Source organism: Nocardioides marmorisolisilvae (genome assembly GCF_003725775.1).
GTDB classification, from domain to species: Bacteria; Actinomycetota; Actinomycetes; order Propionibacteriales; family Nocardioidaceae; genus Marmoricola; species Marmoricola marmorisolisilvae.
In genome coordinates this window covers 331,189-345,148 of sequence record NZ_RJSG01000002.1, presented here as the reverse complement: position 1 = coordinate 345,148, position 13,960 = coordinate 331,189, and the positions used below count along the sequence as shown (strand labels likewise).

Annotated in this window: 13 protein-coding genes; 5 read left to right on the top strand and 8 right to left on the bottom strand. The window is 69.2% G+C overall.

The window, feature by feature from the left end:
- Positions 1 to 49: 49 nt before the first annotated feature.
- Positions 50 to 547 carry a DUF4234 domain-containing protein gene (locus EFL95_RS05375; protein ID WP_221176328.1) on the bottom strand — a complete coding sequence of 166 codons (498 nt, stop codon included), beginning with the start codon at positions 545 to 547 and terminating at the stop codon, positions 50 to 52.
- 39 nt (positions 548 to 586) lie between these two features.
- Complete coding sequence (locus tag EFL95_RS05370; RefSeq protein WP_221176327.1) at positions 587 to 1,741, bottom strand: MBL fold metallo-hydrolase; 1,155 nt, start codon at positions 1,739 to 1,741, stop codon at positions 587 to 589.
- 111 nt (positions 1,742 to 1,852) lie between these two features.
- On the opposite strand from EFL95_RS05370, the gene EFL95_RS05365 reads away from it, so the two are divergent.
- The 4 genes from EFL95_RS05365 (at position 1,853) to EFL95_RS05350 (ending at position 5,043) form a co-directional block, all read left to right on the top strand.
- Entirely contained in the window at positions 1,853 to 2,242 is a 390-nt protein-coding gene (locus EFL95_RS05365) for a DUF2237 family protein (RefSeq protein WP_123233023.1), read from the top strand.
- A gap of 142 nt (positions 2,243 to 2,384) precedes the next feature.
- A complete protein-coding gene (locus EFL95_RS05360) occupies positions 2,385 to 2,762 on the top strand; it encodes a YciI family protein (protein ID WP_123233022.1) in 378 nt (125 codons plus the stop codon).
- A 116-nt stretch (positions 2,763 to 2,878) separates the two neighbouring features.
- On the top strand, positions 2,879 to 4,156 hold the full coding sequence (locus EFL95_RS05355; RefSeq protein WP_123233021.1) for an RNA polymerase sigma factor: 1,278 nt from the start codon (positions 2,879 to 2,881) through the stop codon (positions 4,154 to 4,156).
- 74 nt (positions 4,157 to 4,230) lie between these two features.
- On the top strand, positions 4,231 to 5,043 hold the full coding sequence (locus tag EFL95_RS05350) for an alpha/beta fold hydrolase (protein ID WP_123233020.1): 813 nt from the start codon (positions 4,231 to 4,233) through the stop codon (positions 5,041 to 5,043).
- Positions 5,044 to 5,055: 12 nt separating this feature from the next.
- Here the strand turns inward: EFL95_RS05350 and EFL95_RS05345 are convergent, their stop codons facing one another.
- The 3 genes from EFL95_RS05345 to EFL95_RS05335 are packed head-to-tail and all read right to left on the bottom strand — an operon-like array spanning position 5,056 to position 8,329.
- Positions 5,056 to 5,325 carry a hypothetical protein gene (locus EFL95_RS05345; protein ID WP_123233019.1) on the bottom strand — a complete coding sequence of 90 codons (270 nt, stop codon included), beginning with the start codon at positions 5,323 to 5,325 and terminating at the stop codon, positions 5,056 to 5,058.
- Positions 5,326 to 5,334: 9 nt separating this feature from the next.
- Entirely contained in the window at positions 5,335 to 5,763 is a 429-nt protein-coding gene (locus tag EFL95_RS05340) for a hypothetical protein (protein ID WP_148044983.1), read from the bottom strand.
- A 52-nt stretch (positions 5,764 to 5,815) separates the two neighbouring features.
- Positions 5,816 to 8,329 carry a nuclease-related domain-containing protein gene (locus EFL95_RS05335; RefSeq protein WP_281272195.1) on the bottom strand — a complete coding sequence of 838 codons (2,514 nt, stop codon included), beginning with the start codon at positions 8,327 to 8,329 and terminating at the stop codon, positions 5,816 to 5,818.
- Positions 8,330 to 8,386: 57 nt separating this feature from the next.
- Between EFL95_RS05335 and EFL95_RS05330 the strand changes: the two genes are divergently transcribed.
- A complete protein-coding gene (locus EFL95_RS05330) occupies positions 8,387 to 9,151 on the top strand; it encodes an enoyl-CoA hydratase-related protein (protein WP_123233016.1) in 765 nt (254 codons plus the stop codon).
- Positions 9,152 to 9,204: 53 nt separating this feature from the next.
- On the opposite strand, the gene EFL95_RS05325 is transcribed toward EFL95_RS05330, so the two are convergent.
- From EFL95_RS05325 to EFL95_RS19400, 3 genes are all read right to left on the bottom strand, one after another.
- Positions 9,205 to 11,097: an RICIN domain-containing protein gene (locus EFL95_RS05325; protein ID WP_123233015.1), complete on the bottom strand. Its 1,893-nt coding sequence runs from the start codon at positions 11,095 to 11,097 to the stop codon at positions 9,205 to 9,207.
- A gap of 147 nt (positions 11,098 to 11,244) precedes the next feature.
- Complete coding sequence (locus EFL95_RS05320; RefSeq protein ID WP_123233014.1) at positions 11,245 to 13,479, bottom strand: putative Ig domain-containing protein; 2,235 nt, start codon at positions 13,477 to 13,479, stop codon at positions 11,245 to 11,247.
- Positions 13,480 to 13,679: 200 nt separating this feature from the next.
- On the bottom strand, positions 13,680 to 13,838 hold the full coding sequence (locus EFL95_RS19400; protein ID WP_183407047.1) for a hypothetical protein: 159 nt from the start codon (positions 13,836 to 13,838) through the stop codon (positions 13,680 to 13,682).
- Positions 13,839 to 13,960: the final 122 nt, after the last annotated feature.

The window sequence follows — 13,960 nt, the reverse complement described above, 5'->3', positions numbered from 1 at the left end:
GACTACGGCCCCGGACCGACGGTCCGGGGCCGCAGTGCACGTGCGTTGATCAGGCGGGAGCGCCCATCGACTTCCAGTACTCGTTCAGAGCGCCGTTGACCTTCACGAACCAGACGATCAGGCCGATACCGAGAAGGAAGCAACCGGGGATGTACCAGAGCCCGGTGACGGCGGAGACCGGCTTCTGCTGGCCGCGCAGCTCGTACATCTTGCCGACCTCGTCGGCGGTAATGAAGGCCATCACCGGCGCGATGATGAACGCGATGACGAACGCCAGCGGGCCACCCAGGCCGTTGCCGGTGTGGGCCTTCATCTCGTCGTGGGTCTTCCACCACCAGACGTATCCGTAGATGCCGAAGGTGACGATGAACAGGAGGATCGACAGGCCCGTGCCACGGACCTTGCCGATCGGGCCCGGACCCATCGGGACCGGGGCGCCGTACGCCGGCGGGGCCGGCGGCGCGGGAACGTACTGCGTTTCAGGCGCCGACGGGGCCGGAGGTGCCGGCGGCGGGGGCGGCGGAGGCGGCGGTGTCTGATCAGTCATGCCGACACCGTAGACCGCGGCCACCCCCGTTGTGGGGATCTAGGAGGCCCGTATCGCCTTCGCGGAAGCGCGCCACCAGTCGGCGGTGGGGATGTTGTCCGTTTCGAACCGTTCGCCCGGGCGCGGTAGTGCGACGGTGACGCCCTTGGCCGCGGCTTCCTCGACGAGCCACTCGACCGGGGCCGCCCAGCTGTGGAAGGCGAGGTCGAAGGTCGCCCAGTGGATCGGCAGCAGGATCCCGCCGCGCACGTCGAGGTGGGTCTGCACCGCCTCCGGCGGGTTCATGTGGATGTCCGCCCAGCGGGCGTCGTACGCGCCGATCGGCAGCACGGTCAGGTCGAACGGGCCGTGGTCGGCGCCGATGTCCTTGAACGCCGGGGTGTAACCGGTGTCGCCGCCGAAGAACACCCGCCTGCGCGACTCGGCCGGGCCGGCGGCCGCGACCCAGGAGGACCACAGCGTGTGATTGCGCGTCAGGCCGCGTCCGGAGAAGTGCCGCGCCTCGGTGCAGGTCAGCGTCAGGTCGGTGCCGTCGGCCGAGGGCAGCACGTGCGACTGCTCCCAGTCGAGCTCGATGATCCGGTCGTCCGGGACGTTCCAGCGACGCAGGTGCTGGCCGATGCCGAGCGGCACCACGAACGGGACCGACTGGTGCTCGGTCAGCCAGTCGATGGTCGCGGTGTCGAGGTGGTCGTAGTGGTCGTGCGAGATCAGCACGGCCGCGAGCTCCGGCAGCCCGTCGAGCTCCATCGGCACCGGGTGGCTGCGCTTGGGGCCGACGGTCGCCGACGGGGAGACCCGGTCGCTCCAGACCGGGTCGAGCAGCACCCAGTTGCCGGCGATCTCCAGCAGCACGGTGGCGTGGCCGAGCCAGGTCGCGGCCAGGTCGGCGGCCTGGGCGGGCAGCTCGGGGGTGACCAGCGGTACCGGGGCGGCCGGGCGACCGACGTCGCCCTTCTTCGCGAACTCGATCGCCATCGAGCCCTGGCCGCCGACCTCGACGACGTAGGACGGCAGCCGGTTCTGGAAGGCGCCGTCCTTGTACTGGGGCGAGTCGTCGTACTTCCCGGTGATGGCACCCGGCATCGCGCCCATCGCGCGGCGCAGACCACGGGTGGCGTTGGTGACCGGGGAGACCAGGGCCGCGGACATGCCGACGGCGGTGGCCAGGAAGGGGACCTTGAAGCGACTCACGGTTCCATTGTGTCCCCATACCGGTTGCTTTCCCCCGCAAGCGCCGCCAACGGAATCCGAACGACGGACGAACACTGCCGAACCGTCCGTCCCGTCTGAGAAGGTCGGTGTATGAGCAAGAAGAACGTCCTCGGAGGCGAGCTCCAGCCGTGCGGCACCGATCCGCTCACCGGTTTCTACCGCGACGGCACCTGCACGGTCGGGCCTGAGGACTTCGGCGTGCACGGGGTCTGCGCGGTGATGACCACCGACTTCCTGGCCCACCAGCAGCAGGTCGGCAACGACCTGGTGACCCCGCGCCCGGAGTGGCAGTTCCCCGGCCTGGTGCCCGGCGACCGCTGGTGCGTGGTGGCCGCGCGCTGGGAGCAGGCGTACGCCGACGGGATGGCGGCCCCGGTCGTGCTGGCCTCGACCACCGAGAAGGTGCTCGAGGTCGTGCCGTTCGAGCACCTGGCCGAGCACGCGGTCGACGTCCCCGACGATCCGAGCGCGCTGGGGTGAGCCCGGGTCTGGACCTGGCGCCGGCGAACAGGTATCTCTACAGACTCCAGAAAAAAGTCTCGGGGTCGATGTCGAAAGCGCCGTGACCCGTCCGACGTACGTGCACAAGAGCAACCCCCCTCAAGCAGAAGGACTGATCAAGATGCCGCGTTTCATGGGATTGGTACGGATGGACGGCGACCAGGGCATGCCCCCGCAGGCGCTGTTCGACGCGATGGACGTCTACATCGGCGAGCAGGCCCAGCAGGGCCACTTCCTCGACGGTGGCGGGCTGTTCGGCCTCGAGGACGCCGTGAACTTCGTGGTCCGCAAGGGTGAGTACACCCGGGTCGACGGCCCGTACGCCGAGGCCAAGGAGGTCGTCGGAGGCTGGGCGCTGCTCCAGTACGACACCCTCGAGGACGCCATCAAGGGCCAGGAGGAGTTCGCCGAGCTGCACGCCAAGCACTGGCCCGAGTGCTCGATGGTCGCCACCCTGCGCCAGATCTCGGACGAGGCTCCCGAAGCCTCCGACGCCTGACGAAGGTCCGTTCGTCGAGACAGATTTGTTCGTCGAGACGGGTCTTGTTCATCGAGCTTGTCGAGATGCCGTGAGCGTCTCGACAAGCTCGACGAGCGGACTCGTAGGCTGGCCGCGTGCCAGCCGATGCCACTGCCGACGCGATCACCGCCACCTGGCGTGAGGAGTCGGCACGCCTGGTCGGCGCCCTGACCCGGATGACCCGGAGCGTGGAGCTGGCCGAGGACCTCGCCCAGGACGCGCTGGTCGCTGCCCTCGAGCAGTGGCCCGACCAGGGCATCCCGTCGAACCCTGCCGCATGGTTGATGACCACCGCCAAGCGCCGCGGCATCGACCACATCCGTCGTGCGGACACCCTGCGCCGCAAGACCGAGGAGATCGGTCACGCCCTGGGAGAGGAGGATCCGATGCCGGACCTCGACGCCCAGGTCGACTACATCGAGGACGACGTCCTCCGGCTGATCTTCCTGTGCTGCCACCCCTCGCTGACCCCGGAGTCGCGCGCCGCGTTGACGCTGCGGATGGTCGGCGGACTGACCACGACCGAGATCGCCCGCGGTTTCCTCGCCGCCGAGAGCACGATGAGCCAGCGCATCTCCCGCGCCAAGAAGACCCTGACCGAGGTCCAGGCCGAGTTCGAGCTGCCCACCGGCGCTGACCGCGAGAAGCGGCTCGACGACGTGATGGCCGTGATCTACCTGATCTTCAACGAGGGCTACAGCGCCACCGCCGGCGACGACTGGATGCGCCCCGAGCTCGCGAACGAGGCGATGCGACTGGCCCGGATGCTGGCCCACCTCGCACCGGAGGAGCCGGAGGCGCACGGGCTGCAGGCACTGCTGGAGATCCAGGGCTCGCGGATCCCGGCCCGCACCGACGACGCGGGCCAGCCGGTGCTGCTCGAGGACCAGGACCGGACCCGCTGGGACCAGCTGCTGATCAAGCGCGGGCTGACCGCGCTCCAGCAGGCCGAGCTGCTCGCCGCCCGCGGCAAACCCGTCGGTCGGTACTACCTCCAGGCCGCGATCGCCTCCCAGCACGCGAAGGCGGCCCGTCCCGAGGACACCGACTGGCGCCAGATCGCGATCCTGTACGACGTCCTCGCCCAGGCCGCGCCCGGACCGGTCGTCGAGGTGAACCGAGCCGTCGCGCACGGACGGGCGTTCGACGCCGGCGCCGGGCTCGCCGTCCTGGAAGCCCTGGCCCCCGACGCGCTGGGCGACTCCCCCCTGATCCCGAGCGTCCACGGCGATCTGCTCTCCCGCGCCGGCCTGCACGCGGACGCGGTCGAGGCCTTCACCGAGGCCGCGCGGCGCACCCGCAACGAGGGCGAGCGCACCTTGCTGGAGAAGCGCGCTGCAGAAAGTCGCCGAGCCATGTCGAAGTCCGGCTGAGCCGTTCGACGTACGGGCAGGAACCAGCCTCGGTCGTCGAGCTTGTCGAGACGCCGCTACCCCCAGGAGTACCGATGACCACCACCCAGTTCGCCACGTCGGCCGACGGCACCCAGATCGCCTACGAGTCGGTCGGGCAGGGCCCGGCTGTCCTCATCGTCGAAGGAGCGCTCTGCTCACGCGCGATGGGCGGCTACAAGGAGCTCGCCCCGCAGCTCGCGAAGACCTTCACCGTCACCGGGTACGACCGGCGCGGACGCGGCGAGAGCGGCGCCGGCGAGTCCGCGTACGAGCCGCAGCGCGAGGTCGAGGACCTGATCGCTGTTCTCGAGGCGATCGGACCGGACGTTTTCGTCTTCTCGGCCTCCTCCGGCGCGGCGCTCGCCCTCGAGGCGGCCCGCCAGGGAGTGAAGATCCGCGCCCTCGCGGCGTACGAGGCGCCCTTCATCGTCGACGACACCCACGCGCCCAACGACGCGGACCTGCCGCAGCAGCTCGAGGCGCTCATCGCCCAGGACCGTCGCGGCGACGCGGTGAAGAAGTTCATGAAGGTGGTCGGCGCCCCGGCTCCGATGGTCGCGGTCATGTCACTGCTCCCGGTCTGGAAGAACCTCAAGGCCGTCGCCCACACGCTCCCCTACGACCTGACGATGGTGGTCGGCTTCCAGCAGTCGAAGCCGCTGCCGGACGGCTACTACTCCGACGTGGCCGTGCCGACGATGGTGATCGCCGGCGGGAAGAGCCCCGAGTACATGCGCAACTCCCAAGCCGCGATCGCCGCGCAGGTCCCCGGCGGGCGCCTGGAGACGCTGCCTGGTCAGACGCACATGATCCGGGCCAAGGCGACCGTCCCGGCGCTCCAGGAGTTCTTCGGCCACGCTGGTTGAGCCTGTCGAAACCTACTCGGGCGGCCCGATCATCACGTCGCCCACCTCCGGGCTGTCCAGGACCCCACCCCGACTGCTCCACGACAACGCGGAGAACAGCGAGCGTCCCGACAACGCCGACCCGATGCTGGCGATGGAGCCGATCGAGAAGGCCGACGCGATCGAACCGATCGACCCCACCGACAGGATCGACCCGGCGCTGCCGATCGAGAGGATCGACCCCTTCGACCCGATGGACAGGATCGAGTCCTCGGACCGGAACGACAGCCAGCTCTCCGCCATGGCGCGATGCTAACGACGCCGGGCTGGCAGGCGGAAGCGTTCGACCACCTGGCTGTGCGCGAGGTGGACCGGCCAGACCGGCGGTCCGAGCTCCTCGGCACCCCGGGTCAGGAACCGACCCCAGGCACGGTCGCTGACCGTCCACGGCGCTCCACCGGCGCGGCTCATCAGCATCGCGACCGAGCCACCGCCGCCGGGGCCGTCGAGGATGCCGCGGCACAGGTCGACGAGCTCGTCGAGACCGACCGCGTACGGCCCGTCGGCCACGTCATCGATGGTGATCAGCGGACCGGACGGACGCGCCCGGGCGTCGATGAACAGCAGCCAGATGCTGCGGACCCGCAGCGGCTCCCACGCCACGGTCCGCTGCCACAGGGCGGTCAGCGCCGTCGTCGACGCGAGCGGGGTCTGGTCCTGGGGCGGTCGGCGCACACTCACGCGGACATGGTGCGGATTCCGGCCACCAGGGCGCGGCCGGAATCCACAACGCCTACTTGGTGCCGGTCACCGCGTTCCAGAGGTGGGCCTGCTCGGACTTCGCGAACGTCACCTGGACCGAGCTGATCTCGCGACCGTTCTGGATCGCGAAGACGACCATCCCGTTGATCAGCCGGCCCGGCACCAGGGTCACGCGCGACCCCAGCACCTTGCCGGAGCGCACCCGGGTGACCTTGCCGTCGGGAGCGTGTGTGATGCCGAGGGTGTCAACGACCCGGACGGCGGTGGCCACCGGCATCGACCAGTTGGTGCTGCCCTGGCTCGTCGCCCGGATCGGTACGCCGACCAGGTGGCGGCCCTTGCCGGCGCTGATCCCGTTCGCCGACTTCACGTCCAGCGGGATCCCGGCCATCATCTCGATCGCCGGGTGCGAACCGGTCTGGGCGACGATGGTGGTCTGACCCAGGCTCGGCGGCGCCGGGGTGACGAAGAAGGACTTGCCCCAGGCGTAGGCGTCCGGGAGCCGCGGCGCCACGCCGAAGATCACCGCGATCACGGCGGCGGCGACGACGGCCGGCATCAAGGAGATCCGACGCTTCTTGGTCGGCTCCTCCTCGACCGGCTCCTCGGCTGCCTGAGCGGCCGCCGGCACTGGGGCCTGCGCACCGAACCAGGCCGGCAGCGAGCTGCGGACGGGCTCGTCCTCCTTGAGGGCGGTCTCGATCTCGGCGAGGTCGAACTCCGGCTCCTCGTCCTTGCGCGCGAACGCGGCGCTGACCATCTTGATCGCCGACTTCATGTCCACCCGCTTCGCGGCGGGGCCGATCGGGCGCCAGATCGGGTCGCTGGAGTCGCGGCCGCGGGTCTGCCGGGCAACCGGTGCAGCCTCGGGCTCGATCGCGACGGGCTCTTCCTCGACCTCGACGAAGGCCACCGGCTCCTCGACGTAGGGGTCGGGCTCGACGACCTCGTCCTCGTACGTCTCGACGGCGACCGGCTCGACGGCGACCGGCTCGACGGTCCGCTTGACCCGCGCCGGGGTTGGGCGCACTCGCTCCGCCTTCTCGGCCTGGATGCGCGCTGCCTCGGCCCGGGCTGCGTCCAGCGCAGCGGCCTCGATCCGGGCTGCCTCCTCGGCGGCCAGGCGCTCCGCCTCGACGCGCTCGGCCTCGAGCCGTGCGGCCTCTGCTGCAGCCAGACGCTCGGCCTCCAGGCGGGCGGCCTCCTCGGCCGCTACACGCTCGGCTTCCAGACGCGCTGCCTCCTCGGCAGCCAGACGCTCAGCCTCAAGCCGCGCAGCCTCCTCGGCAGCCAGACGCTCAGCCTCAAGCCGTGCAGTCTCCTCGGCAGCCAGACGCTCAGCCTCAATACGAGCCGCCTCTTCCTCAGCGAGTCGTGCGGCTTCTTCAGCGGCGAGGCGCTCGGCCTCAACACGAGCCGCTTCCTCAGCAGCGAGCCGCTCGGCTTCAACACGAGCCGCTTCCTCGGCAGCCAGACGCTCAGCCTCAATACGAGCCGCCTCTTCGGCCGCGAGCCGCTCCGCCTCAAGCCGGGCAGCCTCTTCCGCGGCAACACGCTCGGCCTCAACACGAGCAGCCTCTTCGGCAGCCAGACGCTCAGCCTCAAGTCGCGCAGCCTCTTCCGCGGCAACACGCTCTGCCTCAACACGAGCAGCTTCCGCAACGGCCAGACGCTCAGCCTCAAGCCGCGCAGCCTGTTCAGCGGCGACACGCTCGGCCTCGACGCGCTCGGCCTCGACGCGCTCAGCATCAGCGCGCTCCGCCTCCGCCCGAGCAACCTCGGCCTCATCGATAACCGGCTCGACCAGCGGCGCCACGACACTCAGCTCGACCGGACCTTCGTCGTCCGCGGCGGACCGTCCGAAGCTCAACAGCCGCTTGCGCACCTTGACCCGGTGCTTCGGCTCGACCTGGGGCGCGTCGGGGACGCTCGTCACGGCACGCGCGACCGTCTGCCGCCCTAGCGTGCCGGTCAGCGTCCGCATCACCTCGTTGGCGGCGACAGCGTCGAGCACCTTCGGCTGGCCGTTGAGCAGCTCGAGGATGTTCTCGGTCGAGCACACCGCGACCTTGGTGACCACGCCGGCGACCTCGTCGGGCCGCTGGAAGCACAGGATCGGCACCACCGGGCGTCCGCCGATCGCCTCACGCAGCGCGAGCGCGGCAGCGGCGACGTCCTCGACGTGCGCGTACTGGGAGACGCCCGCGACCAGCAGGCTGTTCTCCCCCATCCGGATCGATCCCGAGCCACCGACCGTGTTGATCACGTAGACCCCGGACGGTCCAGCCAGCACGTGGTCGATCGGCACCTCGACCTCACCCGGGACCGCCACGTCGTGGAGCACGAGCCAGCCGACCGCACGGAGCAGGTCGAGCCCGGCGATTGCCGCCGCTCGATCGTCCCCTCGTTCAGCTTTCCGCGCCCCCGAGCGCCCGGTCCGCTCCGCCGATTCGGCGTGAACTGACACGTCAAACCCTCCCCGTAAAATCCCCTTTTCGTAGGTTAAGGCATATTTCGGACAAATGTCGATGACTTGGAGGGTCATCTCGCCCCCATCCATCGGGACTAGTCCCCCACGCCGGGAGCCCTAGCCTGGTCCCTTGTGAGTACCGACGAGCTCCTGGTGACCCGACGCGAGGGCGTCGTCGAGGTCGTCTTCAACCGTCCCGAGCGCCGCAACGCGTTCACGAGCGCTATGTACGCCGACATGCGCGCCCTGTGCGACGAGCTGGCGCAGACCCCCGAGGTCCGCGTCCTGGTGCTCCGCGGCTCGGGCGGCAAGGCGTTCGCCGCCGGCAACGAGATCTCCGACTTCCTCGACCGCGAGGTGGTCGCCTACGAGGAGAGCATCCGCGAGCTGCTCGTCGCCCTCTTCGAGCTCCCCCAGGTCACCATCGCTGCCGTCGAGGGCGCCTGCGTCGGCGGCGGCCTGGCGGTCGCCACGCACTGCGACCTGCGGATCGCCACGCCCGACGCCAAGTTCGGCTACCCGATCGCCCGCACGCTGGGCAACGCCCTCTCGGCCTCGATCGTCTACCGCTGCGCCAGCGTCTTCGGTGAGTCCCTGACCCGGGAGATGCTGTTGACCTCGCGGTTGACCACCGCCGATCGCGCCCACGCCGTCGGCGCGGTGATGTCGGTCGTCGAGGACCTCGACGCCGAGCTGACGGCCGTGGTCGACGGCCTGCTGGCGGCGTCCGGAGTCACGATGCGCGCGACCAAGCGCCAGCTCGCCGCCAGGGCCGCGCTGCTCGAGGCCGAGCCCGACTTCGACGCCGAGCTGCTCACCGAGGTCTACAGCGGACCGGACTTCGCCGAAGGTGTGCGCGCGTTCCTGGCCAAGGAGCGCCCGGCCTTCGGTTCCTGACACGCGAAGGTGCGGGCCGCCCCCGCGGCCCGCACCTCCGGCTCCTCCCGCCGTCAGGAGACCTTTTTGAACGTCCAGGCGAAGGTATTGCCCGTGTGCACCAACCGGTTGTCAGTGCCTTGGGGCGCCAACGCGAAACCGCTGGTCTGGTTGATCAGCGCATAGCCGGTACCGCTTCCGACCAACGTCCAGCGCTGGTTGATGCCGCTGGTGCAACCCCACTGGATCACCGGCTTGTCGGCAACGGTCCGCACCGCCTCGTTGTCCAGGCACTTCTGCGAGGCCACGTTCCTGAGCTGGTAGACGCCTGGTGAGACCTCGATGACCTGCCACTGGGTGTTGGTGGTGGCATCGCCCGCGACAGCGATGGCCTGGGTGTTGGACGACGCCGTCGTCGGGCCTTGGTTGGAGACCAGCAACCCGCCGCTCACGCTTCGGATCTCGTACGTCGCCCCCTTGACCAGCGTCCCGGTGTACCCCTGGCCGACGACCACCGCGTTCGAGGTCGCGGTGCGGTCCTCGTAGCTCTCCCGGGATCCCGTCACCTGTGCCGTGATCTGGTGCCCGTGGCTGCCGGCCGGGATCTGGTACGTCGGCCCCGCACCGACCACGGTGCCGTTGTCGAGCCACTGGACCCGCCCCAGGGTCGCGTCATCGGCCCAGCCGGAGGTGGTGGCGGTCAGCGTGCTTCCCTCGTCTCCCTTGTTGTTGATCGCGACGGCGCCGGAGTCCTGCACGAACAGCGGGACGTTCGGGTTGGTCAGCGTGATCCGAACCTGGGCGACGTCGTCAGCCGTACCGTTGAGCTGCATCGAGGTGACGCTCAGCTTCACGCCGCCCTGCTCGAACGGCACCTCTCGCGGATCGGCCGTCAGTGCGTAGCGGTAACCGGCGTGGTCGAGCTGCGGGTAGGTCTGCAGGGTCGACTCCCCGGAGAGGTAGTCGACACCCTTCGAGTTCGTCTTCACGTCGACCTGCTCGACCGTCACGCCGCGGTTCCAGACGAAGGCACCCGAGGTGAACCAGGTCATGTACTGGGACTTCTCGTCGGCGCCGAACCCGTTGCGGAAGTCGATCCAGTACTTCTTCCACGGGTCGGTCGGGTCGACGACCGAGACCCCCCGCAGTCCGTTCTGGCTGCTACGAGGGTGCAGGTCGAAGACCAGCGTCCGGGTGCGCTGGTTCTCCGGGAGCGCGAAGGACTGCAGTTCCCCGGGCGCGGCGACGCCCAGCCGGTCGCGCTCGAACGAGCTCAGCGCCGGCTCGTCGGGACCTTCGGAGCTGGACCCGCCGGGGAAAGAACCAGACATCGGCGCGTAGTTGTTCGCGTAGCCCTTGCGGACGCACCCGTCCACATCGGTGCACTTGATCGCGTTGGCGTGGTCGAGGCCGAAGTTGTGGCCCAGCTCGTGCACGACCGCCTGGAACAGGTTGTTGGTGGTGAGCGAGAGGAAGACGCCGCCGGTCGTGTTGAACCCGCCTCCCAGCAGGCCGAACCCGTCGTGGGTGCAACCAGGCGGAACGATCACCATCACATGTTCGGCAGTCGTCATCCCGCCGTCGATGTTGATCCCGTGCAGCTCCGGGATCTTCGCGGCGGCGTCGTGCAGGATGTCTCCCGCGTGATCGCAGTCGTAGCTGGTCGCGAAGTCCAGGGTCGGCTTGCGCGTGAAGGCGATCCGGTTGTCGGTCGCCGTCTCCCAGTAGCGCAGACCACGATCGACCTGAGCCTCGATCGCCTCCTTGGTGAAGACTTTCGTCTTCCCGTCGTCGAACGTCTTGGTGTAACTGCCCAGGTTGGTGACCCGTACCAGGTACAGAGTCTCCTTGATCGGGGCCGGGGCCGCGGTTGCGTCCGCGACGGCCTGAGTGGTGAGCCCCAGAGGCAACGGCGCTAGCGCCGTCAGCAGGGCCGAGGCCAGCAGAGCCTTCTTCGATGTGTTCACAACACCCTCCCTTGGTGTGAGTGATATCGGCTGATTCCTCAGCGCGCCGGACGGTCTCGATCCTTTATGTCCCTTTTGTCCAACGCGTTGGCGTACAGACGCAGAAGGGCCGGCCCGCTTACGCGGACCGGCCCTTCTTTTTGGTGACTACTTGCTGATCACCACGGTGAACTGCTGGGTGATCACCGCGCCCTTGGAGTCGGTGACCCGGAGGGTGAACTTGAAGGTCCCCGCCTTGTTCGGCTTCCCGGACAAGGTTGCAGTGGTGCCGCTGAAGACGAACGACGTGCCACCCGGCAGGCTGCCCGAGGTGCGCAGCCACGAGTAGTTCGCGGTTCCGCCCGTGATCTTGATCTGGGTGCTGTAGGCGGTCCGAGCCTTGCCACTCGGCAGCGTCGGACCGGTCACCCAGGCCAGCGGCGTGGCCGCCGGGGCGATCGTCACGGTCACCGTGGCCGACCCGTTGTTGCCACCACTGCTCGCGATCGCCGTGAACGTGAAGGTTCCGGCCGCGGTCGGCGTACCGGACAGCAAGCCGGACGCGCTCAGACCCAGCCCCGGAGGCAGGGAGCCGGACGAGGACCAGGTGAAGCTTCCCGTGCCACCGCTGGCGACCAGCTGCTTGGAGAACGCGGTGCCGACCGTGCCCGAGGCGGACTGGTTCTGGACCACCACCGGCGGGATCGGTGCCGGGTCGACGGTGATCGCCCCGGCCTGCGACGCGGTGCCGCCGACGTTGTCGGTGACCTTGAACGTCGGCGTGTAGCTGCCCGCCGTCGTCGGCGTACCGGTGACGGCGCCCGTCGAGGCGTTGATGCTCAGGCCGGCCGGGAGTCCGGTGGCGCTGAACGTGTACGGCGCGGTGCCGCCCGAAGCCGAGACGGGGCTGGCGGCGTAGCCGGTGCCGACAGTCGCGTTGGCCATCGTGCCGACGGCGATGCCCAGCGGCGTCCCGGTGGTGGGCTGCCCGGTCGCCAGGCCGACCGTGTAGTTGCCGATCGACGCGTACGCCGAGTAGCCGCCGGCCACCGCCGGGTCGCCCTGGCCGGAGCCCTGGATGGTCGCCGTGTACGTCGCACCCGTCGCCGGGGCGTCGAACGTCGCGCTCGCCCCCATGCCGTTGGCCAGGTTGCCACTGGCCACCGTGGTCGTCGGGTTGGACGAAGCCACCACGACGCCGTTGGAGTCGAGGATGTTCAGCTGCACGTCGAGGTCGGAGAACAGCGTCCCGGCCACGTTCACGGTCGTCGTACCGGCCGCCGTGAAGGTGTAGCGGTCCACGTCCGTGGCGCCCGTGATGATGCCGTTGGCCGAGGCGCCGTTGGCCAGCGCCAGCGGTCCGGACGCGTCCTCGTCGGTGCGCACCGGCGCGCCGGTCGCGATCTGCGCCAGGTCGTCCTGCTGGTTGTTGGCGCCCGGGTACTCGCCCTTCGACCACTGCGTCACCGGCTGGTAGTAGCTCGCGCCCATGATCGGAGCCCACGGCGCGGAACCGGTGTAGTAGCCCGAGCTCGCGGTGCCGTCGTGGTTCAGGCCGAAGTTGTGGCCGACCTCGTGGGCCGTGGCCTCACCGACGTTCTTGCCGTTCTTGCCGGTGCCGTTCGAGAAGATCAGCGCCGGCTGGTAGTAGCCGTGGTTCGTGCCCGAGGTGTTGAAGACACCGACGTAGGCGATGCCGCCGCAGCCGCACTGGGTGTAGACGGTGCCGCCGTTGGTGATCAGCGCACGGGTGCCGTAGACGGTGTCGCTCGAGCTGGTGCGGTCGATCGCCGCGGCGCCCGGATCCTTAAGGGTGACGTTGACGTCGAAGGCTGCATAGTCCTCGGCGACCGACTGCCAGATCTTCTGGATCTCGGTGAGCTCGGCGTCGGAGAAGTTGGTGTCGACGGTGCTGTCGATCGAGTACGGCTCGAAGGTCAGCGTGCTGCCGTAGGTCTGGTTCCAGGCAGTGCCGGTGATGGTGCCGCCCTTGACGTCCAGGTAGATGGTGCGGTTCGAGCCGGGCTTCGACTCCAGCGTGAACGTGTCCGCCAGCGGGACGCCGGCCAGCGGCGCGGACGCAGCCATCGCGGCAGCGCCGGCCTGCTGCTGCGCGGCGCTCGCGGTGTTCTCGACGTAGTACGCGGTCGCGCACTGGTCGAGCCACAGGGTCTTGTCGGACTTCGCGGTCTTGGCGAAGTTCTTCATCCGGCCGGCGTTGCGCGCCTCAGCCTTCTTGAACGCGGCCGGGTTGCTCTTGGCGACGTCGCCGGCACGCGATGCCTTGCTGAGCTCCTGGGTACACCGTGCCGACGAGGCGGCTTGGGCGGGTACGGCGGTGAAGGTGCCGACGGCGGCCAGCAGGCCGGCGATTCCGAGCGCGACGGTACGGCGAGAGGTCATGGCGATTACGTCCTTCGGGTCCCAGAAACATGAGGGCGTTCTGGACGAAAGGTACGACCTGGGGACGCTTGTGGATAGAGAAACCGAAAGTGTCGATAACGCCGTTCAGCCGACCCTGGGCCGATATGGGCTTGGAGACCTGGTGAGACTCCCCTGCGAGTCCCACCAGGCGTCGAAGCCCACCTCGACGGGCTCGGCGCCTAGCGCAGCTCCGCCTGCTGGACCGGAACCGGCCGGTCCGGGTCGCTCACCGCGCTGGCGAGCAGCGCCGCGGCCACGAGCACCGTCCCGAGGACCTGGATGCTGATCTGGCACCAGAACGGAACGTTCGACGAGCGGTGACTACCAATACGTCGCATGCCCATGGACTACCCGGGCAGGGCCGACCCCACGCGCACGAGGGCTTGTTATCCACAGATGTTCGGATCCCTATTACGCAATTGTGGGAACTTAAAGGAATATCAGGGCACTCGTCCTGTTC

What these genes read in the sequence shown, in the direction of transcription:
- EFL95_RS05375 (WP_221176328.1), bottom strand. Translation starts at nt 547, where the DNA reads ATGACTGATCAGACACCGCCGCCTCCGCCGCCCCCGCCGCCGGCACCT.
- EFL95_RS05365 (WP_123233023.1), top strand. Translation starts at nt 1,853, where the DNA reads ATGAGCAAGAAGAACGTCCTCGGAGGCGAGCTCCAGCCGTGCGGCACC.
- EFL95_RS05360 (WP_123233022.1), top strand. Translation starts at nt 2,385, where the DNA reads ATGCCGCGTTTCATGGGATTGGTACGGATGGACGGCGACCAGGGCATG.
- EFL95_RS05350 (WP_123233020.1), top strand. Translation starts at nt 4,231, where the DNA reads ATGACCACCACCCAGTTCGCCACGTCGGCCGACGGCACCCAGATCGCC.
- EFL95_RS05345 (WP_123233019.1), bottom strand. Translation starts at nt 5,325, where the DNA reads ATGGCGGAGAGCTGGCTGTCGTTCCGGTCCGAGGACTCGATCCTGTCC.
- EFL95_RS05335 (WP_281272195.1), bottom strand. Translation starts at nt 8,329, where the DNA reads ATGACCCTCCAAGTCATCGACATTTGTCCGAAATATGCCTTAACCTAC.
- EFL95_RS05320 (WP_123233014.1), bottom strand. Translation starts at nt 13,479, where the DNA reads ATGACCTCTCGCCGTACCGTCGCGCTCGGAATCGCCGGCCTGCTGGCC.
- EFL95_RS19400 (WP_183407047.1), bottom strand. Translation starts at nt 13,838, where the DNA reads ATGCGACGTATTGGTAGTCACCGCTCGTCGAACGTTCCGTTCTGGTGC.